Annotated in this window: 12 protein-coding genes; 6 read left to right on the forward strand and 6 right to left on the reverse strand. The window is 39.1% G+C overall.

The genetic code is table 11. The features are described from left to right. Nucleotides 1-3: 3 nt before the first annotated feature. Complete coding sequence (locus BM143_RS20365; protein ID WP_090026846.1) at nucleotides 4-1116, forward strand: ABC transporter ATP-binding protein; 1113 nt, start codon at nucleotides 4-6, stop codon at nucleotides 1114-1116. A gap of 31 nt (nucleotides 1117-1147) precedes the next feature. On the opposite strand, the gene BM143_RS20370 is transcribed toward BM143_RS20365, so the two are convergent. Genes BM143_RS20370 through BM143_RS20385 form a run of 4 tightly spaced genes read right to left on the reverse strand, consistent with a single transcriptional unit; the run spans nucleotide 1148 to nucleotide 5375 of the window. Next, on the reverse strand, nucleotides 1148-2737 hold the full coding sequence (locus tag BM143_RS20370) for an MFS transporter (protein ID WP_090026849.1): 1590 nt from the start codon (nucleotides 2735-2737) through the stop codon (nucleotides 1148-1150). A gap of 2 nt (nucleotides 2738-2739) precedes the next feature. Continuing rightward, a complete protein-coding gene (locus tag BM143_RS20375; protein ID WP_090026850.1) occupies nucleotides 2740-3786 on the reverse strand; it encodes an HlyD family secretion protein in 1047 nt (348 codons plus the stop codon). Between the two features lie 10 nt (nucleotides 3787-3796). Then, the gene (locus BM143_RS20380; RefSeq protein ID WP_090026852.1) at nucleotides 3797-5131 is read right to left on the reverse strand and encodes a TolC family protein; all 1335 of its coding nucleotides are present in this window, start codon (nucleotides 5129-5131) and stop codon (nucleotides 3797-3799) included. Next, nucleotides 5118-5375: a hypothetical protein gene (locus tag BM143_RS20385; RefSeq protein ID WP_090026854.1), complete on the reverse strand. Its 258-nt coding sequence runs from the start codon at nucleotides 5373-5375 to the stop codon at nucleotides 5118-5120. The genes BM143_RS20380 and BM143_RS20385 overlap by 14 nt, the downstream gene beginning before the upstream one ends. A gap of 89 nt (nucleotides 5376-5464) precedes the next feature. Between BM143_RS20385 and BM143_RS20390 the strand changes: the two genes are divergently transcribed. Further along, nucleotides 5465-6253: a helix-turn-helix domain-containing protein gene (locus tag BM143_RS20390; RefSeq protein ID WP_090026856.1), complete on the forward strand. Its 789-nt coding sequence runs from the start codon at nucleotides 5465-5467 to the stop codon at nucleotides 6251-6253. A gap of 131 nt (nucleotides 6254-6384) precedes the next feature. Here the strand turns inward: BM143_RS20390 and BM143_RS20395 are convergent, their stop codons facing one another. After that, nucleotides 6385-7239, reverse strand: a complete 855-nt coding sequence (locus BM143_RS20395) for a hypothetical protein (protein WP_090026857.1) — start codon at nucleotides 7237-7239, stop codon at nucleotides 6385-6387. A gap of 190 nt (nucleotides 7240-7429) precedes the next feature. After that, on the reverse strand, nucleotides 7430-7780 hold the full coding sequence (locus BM143_RS20400; RefSeq protein ID WP_090026859.1) for a winged helix-turn-helix transcriptional regulator: 351 nt from the start codon (nucleotides 7778-7780) through the stop codon (nucleotides 7430-7432). Nucleotides 7781-7872: 92 nt separating this feature from the next. On the opposite strand from BM143_RS20400, the gene BM143_RS20405 reads away from it, so the two are divergent. From BM143_RS20405 to BM143_RS20420, 4 genes are all read left to right on the forward strand, one after another. After that, nucleotides 7873-8706, forward strand: coding sequence for an enoyl-CoA hydratase/isomerase family protein (locus tag BM143_RS20405; RefSeq protein WP_090026861.1), 834 nt, complete (start codon nucleotides 7873-7875; stop codon nucleotides 8704-8706). A gap of 890 nt (nucleotides 8707-9596) precedes the next feature. Beyond that, a complete protein-coding gene (locus BM143_RS20410) occupies nucleotides 9597-11228 on the forward strand; it encodes a histidine kinase (protein ID WP_228430908.1) in 1632 nt (543 codons plus the stop codon). Between the two features lie 112 nt (nucleotides 11229-11340). Then, entirely contained in the window at nucleotides 11341-13923 is a 2583-nt protein-coding gene (locus BM143_RS20415; protein WP_090026862.1) for a zinc-dependent metalloprotease, read from the forward strand. Between the two features lie 6 nt (nucleotides 13924-13929). Continuing rightward, complete coding sequence (locus BM143_RS20420) at nucleotides 13930-17259, forward strand: SusC/RagA family TonB-linked outer membrane protein (RefSeq protein ID WP_090026864.1); 3330 nt, start codon at nucleotides 13930-13932, stop codon at nucleotides 17257-17259. Nucleotide 17260: the final 1 nt, after the last annotated feature.

Genomic DNA, 17260 nt, shown 5'->3' on the forward strand with positions numbered 1-17260 from the left:
ACTATGAATTCAGCCGAAGTGATAAATAATACAAAATGGTTTTCGAAATTTTCATTATCGTTTTTAGCCATTGTTGGGGCTGCAAATACTGCTCTTTTTATAATTCTACCTCTTTTACCTTATAAAATTTCGCAGTTTATATTTCCTGTAGGATTTCTTGCATTAGGATTGGCCATACTATTCTCAATTGGTTTTTCTATTTATTGGCACAGAAAAGAAAATAAAGGAACATTTAATTCTATACCATATATTTCCTGGTTTTCAATATTGCTGCGGTATTGGATGGCGTTTCTACTGTTGGATTTTGGCTTTCAAAAAATATTTGAAGTCAACTTTAATTATTCGTATCATATAAATGATTCTTTATCAAGCGTATTAACGGGGCCGGAATTAACCTGGAAATATTATGGATTTTCTTACGGACTTGCAGTGATTTTGGCCTTTTTTCAAATAATTGGTGCTATTCTTTTGTTATTCAAACGTACCACTTTATTAGGCATTATCATACTTTTACCTGTCATGCTGAACATTGTTTTGATTAATGTTTTTTATAGTATCGGACCCATTACCTTATTTACATCGATCCTGATAACATTGGGCTTAGTTCATCTGTTTTTACAGCAAAAAGTTGATATCATAAACTTCTTTAATCAACACAAAAGCAGACTGCCATCCATTGGTAATAATTTTTCACGCTCCATCGCTCGTGTGTTATGTATTCTAATTCCTTTATTGTTTGTTATTTACTATAATTATGATGTGCACCGTTCAAAAAAATATTTTGGAAAATGGAAAGTCACATCCATGATACGCAATGGAAAACTGTTGAAAGACAATCAATGGCAACAGGATACTTTGGCCTGGAAAACAATTTATATTGAAGAAAGAGGAAAAATGTATTATTGTCCGAATCCCTACATGTATGTGGATAGTACTTCACTGTTTATGAAATATCATCACGATGATAAAGAACAGAATTTTAAGGTGATATCCTACGAAAAGAACCCGAAAAAACCAGACACAATTCCTGTTCACATTAACAATTTCAGGAATAACTCAATGCAATGGAAAATGATTTTCTACAAGGACACGATTCAAATGGAATTAAAGAAATAAAATCTTTAACAAAACTGATCCACTTATATTCCTAATAAGGTATATTTCCTTTTCTCAATCTAAGCACCACATTCTGAATTTGTGGAAGTAATAGCAGTATCAGAATAACACACACCACACCAACGAGCATCAGGTCATAATAATCCCGGGTAGCGCGAGCGAATATCTGCTGTCCTACCATTTGATTAAAATATTCTTTTGAAGCGCCTTTTGCCGTATAGATATCGTTGCCGGCATTGATATATTGGTTTTGAATATCCAGTAAAGTAGCAGGCAATTGCGCGTTGGTTTCCGTTACTGTTTCCCGAAGCTTTTCCCGGACTGCAGATTTGGAGAACAATTGAATCTCGTTATTAAGAGCCATACTGGCTGTAAAACCTGTGAACCTCGCCAATATTCCGATAAGTGAAGCATTGAACGCAATCTTTGGCGGTGCTGCGGAGCTGGTGAATGAAACAATAGGGACAAATAAAATGCCCGTTGCAACTCCATAAATAAACATAGGTAGAATGAAATCATTGGTTTCTCCCTGTACCGACACAAAAAGGATCATATAGGCATAGTATAACGCCATACAGCCAAAACCGACTATAATGATCCTGATCAGGTTAAATCCCATTAGGACAAACCGGGAGGTAACCAGCATACTCAGTACGGTTCCGGTAATGACTGCTATCCAGATGGGAATCGTACTGATAGGATCATTACCCAAAATGATTTCAAGATACCCATACGCAAGCCCGGTACTTCCTTTGAAAATGTAAAACGTAAAAAGCAGCAGCAGGCCGATGACGAAATTCTTCACCCTGAAAATCTGTAAGTTGATCAGGGGGCGTTTAAGCCTCGATTCTCTCATAACAAACAGTGTAAAGACGATGAAATTACCAAGGAAGAGCAGAACGATTAACGGACTGTCAAACCAGCCCGATTGCCGCCCGTAGATCAGGATGTATCCTAAAATCAAAATAAAAGAGGCATAGAACAGATAGCCCACCCAATCCACCTGATAAAGCGGTATTTTTTTTGTAAACCTTGCTTTGCCATTCATCGTCAGCAGTACAATTAATGTCAGAAGGATGAGCATGATACCGGAACCCAAAAACAGCCAGTTGAAGTCATAAAAATAAAGTACGGCACTGGAAAAGATAGAATAGAAAGGAACCGAAATCTGTATACTTCCATAAAGCAGACTGTACCCAATCACCCGGGCACGGGTAGACTCCAGCCTTGGAAAAGTGAGCTGCAGAACAATACCTGACATTAATGCACAGGTAACTCCCTGTACAAACTGACAAATCACAAATAGAGTCCAGTCTTTGGAATAAAAACAAACGACAGAACATACCGCATTGATAGCAAGTGCCGTCACCAGATATTTTCTTGGTGCAAAATACTTTACAATCCGAAAGTCCAGAGCTAAAAAAGCCACGGTTGAGCCATAGATAACCACCATGCCATATTGAACATCGGTAGGCTGTACCCCATAAAAGCCCATGACCGTTACAGGACTGCTATACAGAGAAAAGCTAAAAAGGCAGGTCATGAGAATGGCAAATATTACAGATCTTGCCATCCATTCGGATACCCATGGTTTGAAAACCGGAATTTGATGTGCTTGCATGATTAATCTTTTAAAACGTCTACATTAGCATTCATTCCTGCAGCGAGTCTGACCAATTTTTCAGGTTTATCGGTAAGCTTTATTCTGACGGGAATACGTTGTGTGATTTTTACAAAGTTACCGGTGGCATTATCCGGTGGCAACAATGAATAACGGGAACCTGTAGTAGGGGAAAGCGATTCGATGACTCCGCTGAATTTTTCGTTTGGAAAAGCATCTATGGTTATGGATACCGGTTGTCCGGTCTTGAAATGACCCACCTGTGTTTCCTTGAAGTTCGCCATCACCCATTTTTCTTCAGCGTTGTTTACTAAAAATGCCAACGTTTGTCCCGGCTGTATTAATTGGCCTTCCTGAATGGCCTTTTTACCGATCTGCCCGTTGAAAGGAGCTGTAATGACGGTATATTTAATGTCCAGTTCCTGACGTCCGAGCAGGGCTTTCTTGATTTTTATTTCTGCCCCTATGGCCTGACGCTGTGCCCGGAGATCATTGAGCCTGGATTCGGCGACGTGTAAAGAAGCTTTTGTCTGATCATAATCCGACTGTGTAATAGCCAGTGATGTACTGATGTTCTCGAATTTTTGAGGTGTGGTAGATTCATCAGCCAATAGATTTTTATACCGGTCGAATTCTCTTTGCTGCTGGTTCAGTTTCGCTTTTGCCCCTGAAAGCTGGGCTTTGATGACTTCAATGCTCTTGATTTGCGTTTCTTCATTAGCAACCAGAATAGGCAATTTGGCATGCGAACCCATCAGTTCTGCTGAGGCGGCATCTCTTTTCAGTCCGTACTCATCGAGTTCTATAACCACAAGGGTATCACCTTTTTGAACCTGCTGATTGTCTTTGTAATAAATTTTGCGGATGTAGCCGCCCACTTTTGCGTTTACGGGTGATAAATACGCGTCTACCTGAGCATCATTGGTTTGTTCATAGCGGTGTCCTTTTAAGAAATAGAGGATTCCCCAAATGATGATTGCTGCCAATAAAGCGATTCCGAACCATTGAGTAAGGATCACAATTATTTTATCTGTCCTGTTTTTGTTCATAATTTTTGTATTAAATAATTCCTGCGATAGCCAGTAGCCGGATATGACTGAGTTTTAAATTGGTTTGTGCAGTGGTTAGATTAAATTTTGCTTCCAGTAAAGCATTTTCTGCTTCCAGAAGATCCGTCAGAAGGGATTCCTGATTGAGATAGCTGTTCCGGATGACACGAACGGTTTCGGTAGTTTTAGTGATGTTTTTTTCTGCCGTTTCTACGCTTTCCGATGCCTGTTGCTCTTGTAAATAGGCTTCTTTTACCTGAATAGAAATTTCATCCTTTTTGATATTGGCTTTTTCTTTGGCCTGACTGTTGGCGACCTGTGCGCGGGCAATCGTATGTTTGCTTTTGTATAGATTATCAACAGAAAACTGCACCATAATTCCTGTCTGGCCAAATCCCCATAAATCATTCGAGTAAGGATAAAATGAAATCTGCGGATAGGTATAATTATAATTGGAGTACAGGGAAACTTTAGGCATCAGAGTCGCTTTAATTTGTTTGATATTCATCTCACTTAATCGGATGTCGCTATTCACCATCTTATATTCTGGTGATTGATTGAGGGCTATATCTACGTAATCTTCGTAATGAGATTCTGTAATGGGATCCATTTCAAAACTGCTTTGATAGGGAATCTCAAGCTTTTCTTCATACTCACGACCCATCAGGATGTTGAGACGTTGTGTACTAACGGCGATTTTCTTTTCAATATCGGAAAGACTTAATTCCAGCTGTGACAATTTCACCGAGGTTCTCAGCACATCACTTTTTAGGACAATCCCGTTTTTGTGTAAACTTTCAATGAGTGACAGTTGTTTTTTCTCTGCCGCAATCTCTGCCGCAATAAAATCATGGAAGTTCAAAAACTTATACAGATCAAAATAAGCAACCGCAACATTGTATTTTACGTTGTTTTTTTGCAGATCGGCTTCATATTGCTTATGCGTTCTTTCTTCCTGCTTTATTTTGATATTTCTTCTGTCCTTACCACCGTTGAAGAGGTTGTAGTTTAAGTTGTATCCTACGCCGTAGCCGTAGTTTTTTACAGGCACATCCTGCGGAGCTGAGAATAATCCGTTATCGTAAATGAGGAATTTAGATTTAAGCTTTACATCTCCTATTATTGAAAGTTCCGGAAGCAGGCGGTCTTTGGCTTCCAGAATTTCTAATTGGCTTTGCTGAAGATTTAAATCCGATAGTTTGAGCTGCCGGTTATGGGTTTCTGCGATCTTCCATAAGTCTTCCAAACCCAATGTACGGGCATTTTCTATACCCTGAGCATTGAATGATTGTGAGAATAACAGCAGTGTAAATCCTAAAATTGGAATTAATTTATATGGTTTCATGGATTTTCTTTTTATCAATGATTCTACGTTCTCTTTTATTGAAGAGCCATTTTTTCACTATCTTTTTTAATTCATCGAAGACAATGGTTAAGTCCGTCATGGGCATGAACGGATAAGAGTAGTCAATCCGGTAGATATTATGTGCCTCATATTCTTCCACTGAGTGCGATACTGTATCATGGCAAGGTTGGTCCTGTGCTCCGGGCTGGATGTTCTTATTCGGATGAGTGATGTTCTGTTTCATAATGACTTTATTATTTACTCAACAAAATTATTCATACGGATAAAGCGTCTTTTTATATAATTAGCCTAATATTTGTTATATTTGGCCATATGGAAATTCTTAAGCAACTTATTGATAGTGTTGACCAGAATCCAGATTCTATTTTGGTCGTACGACAGCAAACCGAGCAGCGTTTGCCTTCCCATCAGCACGATAAGGCTCAATTGCTATTGGTTTTTGGAGGAATAGCTTACCTGCAGACAAACGAAAAGGATTTCTATATTCCGGCTCATCATTATATCTGGATTCCGAAAAATTATCCCCACAACCTGATGTTTAATACACAGGATCTGCATATCATCAATATCTATTTTCCTGGGAAAAGTCCGGGTGGTTTTTACGATGAAATGGGTATTTACCCGGTGAGTAAACTTTTAGCTGAAATGCTTTCTTTCAGCGAAAAATGGCACGGCGATTATGATGAAGGATCGTGGGAATTTGAGTTTTTAACGACACTGAGAAATGTGTTGCCCAAAGAAAATCTCAAAAAGTTTTCGATCCAGCTTCCCACTACGGAAGATCAAAGACTTAACGCTATTGTGGAGGGGCTTCGAAATAAACTTACGGAAAACCTTACCTTAGAAGAAACAGCGAAGCAATGGGGAATCAGCGTGAGAAGTTTGACCAGACTGTTTCAAACGAAACTTCATATCACCTTTATTCAGTATGTAAAAATGTTGAGGGTGATCCGGGCTATGGAACTGATGAAAGACAGCAACCTGAATATGACAGAGATTGCTTACGAAGTAGGGTATTCGAATATATCTGCATTCAGCAATAATTTTTACCAATTGACCAATATGAGACCCACTCAATTTAAGGCGATGTCTTCGTCATAAACAGATCCGGGAAGGGGAGTGTGTAAAGGTATCTGGTTATAATTCATCATTAAAAAAATTGGACAACTTAAAAAATAAGCTGTCCAGTCTTGTAAAAACAGAACCGAAGTCCGGTAGTTCTATTGAGCTAATCATTTATAGCTTTTAGCAAATTTCTTCGCCAGCACATCATACCATTTTTTATAGTTGTTATGCAGTCCCATAATGTAAGCGTTAAACTCATCAATTTCATACTGAGGAAGTTCCCATTGTTCTTCATCTTCATCAAGAAAAATTTCTGAGCCCAGCATAATAGATTTTTGGACTGTTTTAATGGCAAATTCCTGTGATTCCTCAGACTGATGAGGTCCTTTGTAAAGATCAAGCGTTCCGAATAAATGAAGAATCTCATGAGGAACAACGTATTCTTCGGTTTTATCCGTGATGATTTTTCCTTCAAAGTTGTTGAATACGGCTGCAGATTCCACAAAGGCTGCATCATCGTCCTCGTAATCTTTGTCGCATGGCATAGAGTAAGACTGTGCTTCAGCATTAATGAAAAAGACAATATACATCTGGTCAAAAGGATCTTTAGCCTTCAGTTCGTCATACAAATCCATCGGATTGTCATATCCCATTTGCTTTAGAACTTCCTCGGTCCATTTTTCATTATTTGCGTCAGGATCCGGATCAGAGCTTATGGTGAAGTCTTTATCAGTCCCATACGTTTTATTACTTATCGTCAAGCTTTTTCCATACTTGCCGGCTTCTCTTTTCAGCCAGTTTTCAGAGTGCGGAAGTATTTTTAAAATTTCTGTTTTTTGGGTCTTCGAAAAAGAAGGACCATCCTTTAGCTTGACGAATATATTCACCTGTAGAATTTTTCCTTCTAGTTTTGTTGCTGAACCTGCAGTCTGGATATAGCGGGTCTGATCTGTGAAATTTTTCTGCCCGAAGCTTATTGAACTTACCAGAAGTGAAGCCAATAAAATGTAAGCTTTTTTCATTTTTGCTTAAATTAATTACTGATTTATTTTCAACTTTTATTTTTGATTAAAAATGTAAAAACGGACTCAAAATAAATGCCAATAAAAAGCAGTAAGCGGCTAAAATGATCCGAAAATTCAAGTTGATCAATAATGTGCTATAAAGAGTTAAATTGTGGTGATTATGAAAAATAAAGAGACAGCATGGTAATCATTTTATGGCTTCACGATGAGATTTTGCCCATTTTACCATAGTTTGAATCAAGGGATAAAGTGATGCACAATATTCTGTCAAATTATAGGTTACCGTTTTTGGGAAATCCGGGTCCTGTTCCCTTAATACCAGTTTATTCATTTCCATCTCTTTAAGCTCTTTGGAAAGCATTCTAAAAGTAATTCCGGGTATACTTTTCGCTATTTCACGGTACCGGTGATTTCCGTTATAGATGGCCACCATCACCTGTGCCCGCCATTTTCCGCTTATCACGTATAAGGTATCCTGCAGGTATTTCAGATCCTCCTGGTCTTTCACGGTACATACATAAGCAGCTTCTTGTTTCATAAAAATGGTCTAACGATATACTCAGGTATAGCATTTACAAAAATATAAAATAGTACCTCTAATTTTGTTTCTATACAATAGAATTTATAGATATGATAAACAATCAAAATTTTGAAATGGTAAAGGTCTCCATCAATCATTCAGTAGCCAAAATTATCATTAACAATCCTCCGGTGAATGTTTTAGATGTAAAGCTGATGTCTGAGATCAATACAATTCTTTCCAGTTTTTCCAATGATCACTCGGTGAAAGTAATTGTATTTGAAAGTGAAAATCCGGATTTTTTCATTGCCCATGTCGATATGAGCCTGATAGACCATCCCAATGCTTTCGATGAATTGGCAAAGGACATTCCCCACCATTTAAATGTTTTTCAGGCTTTTGGTGAAACAATAAGAAAACAGCCACAAATTACCATAGCAAAACTCAAAGGAATTGCCCGTGGCGGTGGTGCTGAGTTTATTGCGGCGGTGGATATGAGCTTTGCTTCAATAGAAAAAGGTCAATTGGCACAGTGTGAGGCTTTAATGGGAATTATTCCCGGAGGTGGCGCGACTGTTTATCTGAAAAACAAAGCAGGAAGATCCCGTGCTTTGGAAATCATTTTAGGAGCAGACCTGTTTGATGCTGTTACTGCTGAAAAATATGGCTGGATTAATCGTGCGATTGCCCATGATGAAATTGATCAGTTCGTAGATCGATTGGCTCAGAACATAGCCCATTTACCCGAAGGGGTTATCGCTGCGGCTAAGGAAACTTTATATCCGGCAGGCTTTGAAAAAGAATTTCAATTGGAACATACCAATTGGGAAGCTTTATTTGCTAAATCAAATGCTGAAAGACTGATCAGAGGTGGCTTGGAGAATGGTGCTCAAACCGTAGAAGGCGAATTGCATCTGGAAGAAATTTTGAGAAAATTAGCCTGAGATTAACCTATCCGGTAAAAGCTGCAATTGAAATCCAATTGCAGCTTTACATTTTAATTTGATGTTTTTATGACGGAAAATATAAAAGATAATGGATTTTTGGGTTAAGATTCATTTGATTTTGATAACACCCTATAAAAGATGCTTTCAATATTTTGTAGTATATTTGCAGCCTATTTTAATGGTATCAAAAAAGGTTTAAAGAAGCGTTAAAAGCTTGAATGTAATCCACCCACCATCTCCGCTGAAAAAAACGAATTCCATTAGAAGGCTAATGGAACTTTTTTATGGAAAAAAGTCACGGATGCAGGATGTAAATTTTGGAGGATCAATTTCAAAACATGATGAGCAAGTTTTTTTTAACATTAAGAAATTAAGATCATAAGTTATGAGGTGCTTAAACAACTTAAAGAAAAATCAATTTATTGATTTCTTCATTGATAACAATAAGCATTATGCTTAAATCCTTAATGTTTGAAATTAAGAAATAAACTAAAGTTTATTGAGGTTAAGAAAATGACGATTAATTTTAAACAGACTTTTATAGGTTTGAATGTACTTACTTCACTCCCCAAGTTTGGAGATTGATCTATTTTTGGAGATCAAAATGTCGGCTGATTAATCAGGTAAATAAAACAACCGCTTAGTCAAATCAATGTAATTGATTCCCTCTTTGCATCGTTAAAATACGCACTATGAGAATGGAACTTTGCGTTAAAAAAGTGTTCTGTTTTATAAATCTATAACCATAAGTTGTTCCTTTTGTTTGACTGCGTCGAATCTTTGATTTCAAAACAAAAGAACATATAACACACACCTTACAAAATCACACCAAAAGAAATGCATCCGGCTGGATGCATAAGAAGAGTCTTATGATAAGACTCTAAAATTTGACCATTGAATCTAATGGTACAGAAGAAGTAGAGAATAAAAGAATGAAGCCCAATTTTAAACACATATTAGCTCAAAAGTCTATTTATATAGCGGCTTTATCGGCCTGTCTCATTGCGGTAGCTGCATTTGCGATTCTGAGCTTCCTCATTACCCGTGACAGCCGGAAAAACAATGAAGGATTTGCTAAGAAAACCTTTTTTCAAAAATATGAAACGCTGGAAAAAGAATTCAGAAATATAGAAGAATACCAGTACCTGTTGCGTGCCCTGATTCAGAAAGACGGTTTGAAAAACTACAAAGAATATTCTTCCGTCTTAAATAATATGAACCGGAAAGAAAATCTAATGCCTTACAGTTGGTATTCCTACTACGATGCCACTTCCGGAAAATCTGTAAGCAACAGTAGTCTATCTGATGTGCTTACAAAGAAATCGGTAGAGGCAAGGTATACCAAAATTGAAAACAACAGGTCCGGACATTTCAGAGATTTCCTTACCACACGCAAAGACACCACTTATTGGGTAAGTTATGACTCACTGGTGCTGCCGAAGAAAAATATCCTGTATTACGGTTCTGCGGTAAGCCTCAACGATCTTCACGAGTATTTCTCCAATATTGATAAAAGCCTGAACAATTATGCCTATGTTTTCACCAAAGAAGGCATTTGCATTTCCCATCCTGAAAAGAAGTATCTGGGAAGAAATATTTTTGATTTTACGGATGTTCAGCCCAAAGATACCATATGCAGTACAACAAAATCTGGCTATACAGAAGGAACCGGGGTTTCGGAATATCTTAATCTGGAGGTAACCCGTTTTGTAAAGCCTTTGAAAACGGATAATTTTGATGGGTATGCAGTCGTCAACCACGTCAATTTCCTGATTGATGAAAGTGTCAGCAATACGAAAATGTATACCGTTTATATTTTCCTGGCGGCTTTATTCCTGATCGTGACCGTTTTTATCCTGTTTCAGAGGGCTGCCAATATAGCTTATCAGGAAAAAGAAAAGATACAATCTGAGAAAAATCTACTGTTGGTTGAGAATGAAAAAATGCATAGGGTAGAAGCCCTGCACCAGCTTCAGCAGCTTAAAAACAATATCAATCCGCATTTCCTTTTCAACTCACTGAATTCCCTTTATATGCTCATCGGGATCAATAAAGACAATGCCCGGCGGTTTACCATGAATCTTTCTAAAATCTACAGGTATCTTATCGTGCCGCCTCAGGAAAACATCGTTCCGGTAGCCCAGGAAATTAAGTTCATCCAGCAGTATATGGAGCTTCTGAAAAGCAGGTTTGATGAAGAACTGACCTTTGATCTGATCATCCATAATCCCAAAAGTTTAGAAAAACGGATTCCATATCTGTCTCTTCAGTTGGTGGTGGAAAACGCTATTAAGCACAATATTGCAACCATAGATCATCCGTTGGACATTCTCATCACCGTGGAAGACGAAGGAATCATTGTAAAGAATACCTGGCAGCCCAAAACAGATGAAGATGTACAGGGTGCCAAATTCGGAATTGATTATTTGAATCAGGTTTATGATTTTTTTAAAAAGAATTCTGTTAATATTTCCGTAGATGGTGAATATTTCATATGCATTTTGCCTTTATTAGAATAAAAAATGAAATCCATTCACTCCCGAAATACGTCCTCTCACTCCCTAACGCTGTTGATATTATTTCTTTCCGTATAGTTTTGCGGGCTGAAACTGAGATATCTAATAATTTGGAATGAATCGGACTATGGTAATGAAGAACTACAGACTTGCATTGTACTTAGGACTGGCATTAGCCTCACCGGCAGTACTGGCACAGAAAAAAGACACATTAAAAACAGATAAAGAAAAATCGGAGAAAACAGATACTTCATCAAAAAAAGCAAAGAAAATTGATGATCTGATTAAAAAAGGAACTTATAAAAAAGGCCTTTTCAACACCATTCAGGTAAAGACCGATGTGTATTTTGAAATCCCGGACAGCCTGATGGGACGTCAGTTTTTGGTGGTTAATAAACTGTCTCAGGTACCGATGCAGGTGAATGAAGCGGGACTAAACAAAGGAATGAACTACGAAAACAAAGTCATTTCCTTTCACCGCGATGCAGTAGCCAAAAAGGTGTGGGTAAAAACTGTGGTTCCGCAGGTATCATCGCCTAAAAATGATGTGATCACAAAATCTGTGAAAGACAATTTTTCAGAATCTGTGATTGAGGTTTTTGATATTGAAGCCCAGAACAGCGACTCTACGTCTGTAGCCATTAAAGTGAATAAGATTTTTGACGGAAATCAGAAAAGCTTTAATGATGTTTTGGCTAATGTAGGCCTTGGAGGATCTGTGAAGTCCAATCTTTCCTACATCGAAGGCGTAAAAACCTTTCCTCAGAACCTGGTTGTCAAATCCCAGCTGACCACATCCGTGAATGAAGGAGGAGTGGATCTGCCGGTAACTCTGGGCGTAACTACCAATCTGGTGTTGCTTTCCAAAGAACCGATGCAGCCGAGAATTGGAGATGCAAGAGTTGGATTTTTCAGTGAAAAACATTGGGCATTCAACGACCGTCAGCAGAAAATGGATGAAAAACAGTTCATCACCAGATGGCGTCTGGAACCTAAAGATGAAGATAAAGAAAAGTATTTGAGAGGCGAAATGGTAGAACCCAAAAAGCCGATTATTTATTATATAGACCCTGCGACGCCTATCCAGTGGCGTGAGAAGATTATTGCAGGTGTTTTCGACTGGCAGGCCGCTTTTGAAAAGGCAGGCTTTAAAAATGCAGTGATTGCAAAAATGCCTGATGAAAACGATAAAGACTTTGATATTGATGATGTAAGATATTCCGTGATTACCTACGTGGCTTCCCCAAAATCGAATGCGATGGGACCTTCTGTAGTAGATCCGAGAAGCGGTGAAATCATTGAATCGGATATTATCTGGTGGCACAATGTGATGACTTCTCTTCAGGAATGGATGAGAATTCAGACGGGACCGATAGATGAAAAAGCGCGCGGAAATGTATTCAGCGACGAGCATATGGGCGAGGCGATCCGTTTTGTATCGTCACATGAAGTGGGGCATACTTTCGGACTGAAACACAATATGGGATCTTCCTTTGCTTTTCCTGTAGAATCTCTTCGTTCAAAGGAGTTTACAGATAAAATGGGTGGTACTGCGCCTTCCATTATGGATTATGCGCGATACAATTACGTTGCACAGCCGGAAGACGGAGTAACCGCGATCACTCCAAAGATCGGAATTTACGATAAACATGCTATTGAATGGGGTTACCGTTGGTATCCTGATGCAGTATCAGAGAAAAAAGCGCTGAGAGATTTAATAGAAAAGCATGAAAATGATCCATTGTATTTCTATGGCGAGCAGCAAAGTTATCTGGAAACCATCGATCCGCGTTCGCAGTCTGAAGATTTGGGAGATGATGCGATGAAGGCCAGCGAGTACGGAATGAAAAACTTAAGAATCGTTGCAGACAACCTTCTGAAGTGGACCTATGAGGACGGAAAAACGTACACGGATGCAGGAAAGCTGTATATGGGTGCTATCGGGCAGTGGGATCTGTACACAGGTCATGTGATGGCGAATGTAGGAGGAATTTATCTGGATAATACAGTGTTCGGCAGCAAGAAAAAAGCTTATGAAGCGGTACCTGCAGAAATTCAGAAAAGAGCGGTTGATTATTTGGTTAAAAACTCAATCAATCTTCCGGAGTGGTTGTTTTTCAACCCGATTACTGAGAAAACGTATTCTGTGAAAAACTCCCCGATGGGGCCATTTGAGCAGACGCCGTACACCTTAGCAAGAGGAATGCAGTATGCCAATATCTATTCCCTGCTGATGGATGACAGACTTCTGAGAATGATTGAAAACCAGTTGAAAAATGAAGTTTCAGGTTCGAAGGAAGAGATCTACACCGTGGAAGATTTATTCGACCAGCTTCGTGGATCGGTTTTCAGTAAAAAAGGAAGCCTGACGATTCTTGAAAAGATGACGCAGAAAAACTATGTAGATGCCTTGATTGTTTCCGTGAATAAATTATTTGAAAAAACGGCAGTGAAAGCCTTAAAGGTGGAAAATACACTGAACATTCCGATGATCTGTAATTTCCATGAAGAAGACCACGGTCTGAGGAATATCAACTACTCATCCATGAAAAGAGTATCTGAAGTTACTACCTACAAAAGGGCAGAACTACAGAAAATATTGAACCTATTAAATAAAAGTAAGAATAAAGGAGATGAAGCTTCCAGGGCTCATTATGCAGACTTGATCATCCGAATAAAAGAGGCTTTAAATAAATAATCAGCTATGAAAAAAACTCTAATACTTTTACCTCTTTTGGCGGCTCAGATAGCATTGGCCCAGGAAAAGAAAACCATTACCGGAAAAATAGAAGACGGAAATACAGCGACAGTGATTTCCGGAGCTACGGTGAAGATAGAAACCCAGTCCGTTTCTACAAAAACAGATCTGGTAGGCATTATTGAAAGTGTATCTGTAGGAACAGTAACCGACAGTAACGGAAAATTTATACTGGAAATTCCTGCAGACACCAAATCTGTGCTGGTGAGTTATCCGGGCTATGAGTCCAGGGTAATTCAGATCAGTGAAGGGCAGACCAATTATACGGTAAGACTGATTCCTGAGGTTTCAGACAAAAATAAAATCCAGGAGGTCATCATTACCGGATATCAGAAAATTGAAAAACGTAAGCAGACTTCAGCCGTTACTACGGTGAAAATGGATAATATCAACCAGGCTGGTGTTGCCAGTGTAGACCAGATGATGGCGGGACAGATCGCCGGAGTAGTGGTGACGCCCGAAACCGGAGCTCCCGGAAGCCCTGCAAAAATCAGAATAAGAGGTACGGCTTCTCTTTCAGGTCCGCAGGATCCGCTTTGGGTAGTGGATGGTCTTCCTTTAGAGGGAAATGACGTTCCCAACTTCAGCGATAAAGACGATATAGACCAGCTCCAGAATTTTTCTATTGCAGGTTTAAACCCTAATGATATTGAGGATATCACCATTTTAAAAGATGCTGCGGCGACTGCTATTTATGGAGCCAGAGCTGCTAACGGGGTGATCTCTATTACTACCAAAAAAGGAAAAAAAGGAAGTATGAGAATCAATTTCTCAGCAGATACTTTTGTAACCTCCCGCCCGGATTTTGACAAGCTTAATCTTCTGAATGCCTCTGAAAAAGTGGATATGGAATTAATGCTTGCCAGCCGTGCAGATTTAACCTACCGTGCAGACAAAGGGGAAGTGATGAGAATTCTAACGAAAAACGGACAGCTGGATGCGTACAGAAGCGGAGGTCTGGGCGCGTTGAATTCAATGACGCGCCAGCAGTTGGATGGCTTAAGAAACAATAGCACAGACTGGGGGAAATTATTGTACAGAAATGCCATTAATAAGCAGTATGGATTAAGTGTTTCCGGAGGAAGTGACCGTTCAGACTACTATTTCTCTTTGGGATATTATGACGAGCAGGGAACAACGATCGGGACAGGTTTCGAACGTTATAACCTGACGTTAAAAAACAATTATAAACTAAGTGATAAGTTAAATGCAGGAATCTCTATTTTCGGGACCAACAGTGAACGTACATCGTTTGTAACGGATGCTGATGCTTCTATTAACCCTATCAATTATTCAAGAAATGCCAATCCTTATCTGAGTCCGTACAATGCAGACGGAACGTACAGATATGATCAGGATATCGATGGTTTGAGAGATGCCTATGTGCCTTTCAACTTCTTAGAGGAAAGAGAAAATACAAACTATACCCTAAAGAACCGTTCAATAAAAGGGATATTGGATTTAGAGTATAAAATTACCAAAGATCTGAAGATTACGTCTCAGTTCGGGATGCAGTATGACAGCAACAAGACAGAAAAATTTGCCGCTGAAAATACGTATTCTACCCGAAAAATGAAAGAAGGAACGCGTTATTATAAAGATGGAGCATTCCGTTATTTCCTTCCTGCCGGAGGGGTAAAACAAAACTGGGATAATGAATTTTTCCAGTACAACTGGAAATTACAGGCAGCCTACAGTACAAAAATCAATTCAAAACATGAAATTGATTTGATGGCCGGATCAGAAATCCGAAGAACGAATGACAATACAACACTGACCAGAGCTTTCGGGTATAACAGCATGACAAGAACCGGGACACCTATCGTTTTCCCAAGTTCAAATTTTGCCGGAGATAAGAAATATGAAACCTACCGTGAAATGGCACCTGTTGAAAATGCCTATGCATCCATGTTTGCAACGGCTTCTTATACTTTCGATCAGAAATATACGTTCTTCGGAAGTGTGAGATATGACGGAACCAATTTATTCGGGGTGAATAAAAAATACAAATACCTGCCGATATGGGCTGTTTCAGGTTCATGGCTGGTAACGAAGGAAAACTTCATGAAGGACCTTACGGCTATTTCTAACCTTAGACTAAGAGCTTCTTATGGTCTGCAGGGAAATATAGACCGTAACACGTCACCGTTCTTTATCGGGGAATACAAGGAGACTACTATTCTTCCGGGAAATAAAGAGAATATCATTAACGTAATCAGTCCTCCAAACGATAAACTTCGTTGGGAAAAAACAACCAACGTTAACTTTGGTCTTGATCTGGGAATGCTGAAAAACCGTGTGAATCTTACCGCGGATATCTACAACAGAAAAGGAACAGATATGATCAGTATGAAAGAAACGCCACTCGAAACCGGGTTTGAATATACGATGATGAACTGGGGAAGCTTGACCAACAAAGGTTTCGAACTGGCGCTATCGACAAGAAACATCGATAAGGAAAATTTCAAATGGAATACGACCATCAACTTTGCGCACAACAAGAGCAATGTATTGAGCGAGCAGCCTCGTAACAACGCGTTGCTTCCTTCAAGAGAAGGCCTTCCTGTGAATGCTGTTTTTGCTTTAAAAACAGCCGGAATGGATGAAAACGGAAATCCGATGTTCTGGAAAGGAAATGAAAAGGTAAAGGCCGAAGAATTCTTCAAACTGTACGATGTATATGCAGACTTCCTTCCGGGGCAGCTTGTGGATACTAAACTTTCCAACGAGGAGCTGAGAAATCTCTTCACGTATGTAGGAGACAGAGATCCAAAATTTACCGGAGGTATCATCAATACATTCAAAATACACAGCTTTGATCTGACGGTTTCTGCCGCTTTCAATTTTAAACAGACGGTAATGAGAACTCCTTCTTACCGTGGAATGGATCTGGACAGAGGAAGAAATTATACCAAAGATATCTACGAAGCAGGAACTACACTTCCGGGAATCACCAGTGCCGATATGGAAAGCAATTCGGGATGGATGGCCAATAAATGGTTCGCGGACAACCGTTCCAATGCTTACAGCCTGCTTGATGTATGGGCAAAGGAGATCAGCTATGTAAGAATCAGCAGCATCCGTTTAGGATATACACTGCCTAAAGAATTTACCAGCCCTATGGGAATCAGCAGTCTGAGACTGAGTGTTGAAGGACGTAACCTGTTTGTGTTCAGTAACGGGTACAAAGGCTATTTTGATCCGGAAACCTATGGTAATATTTATGCACAGCCCATTGCCAAATCCGTGACAGTAGGATTTAATGTTTCTTTTTAAA

The organism is Chryseobacterium oleae (assembly GCF_900115055.1).
GTDB classification, from domain to species: Bacteria; Bacteroidota; Bacteroidia; order Flavobacteriales; family Weeksellaceae; genus Chryseobacterium; species Chryseobacterium oleae.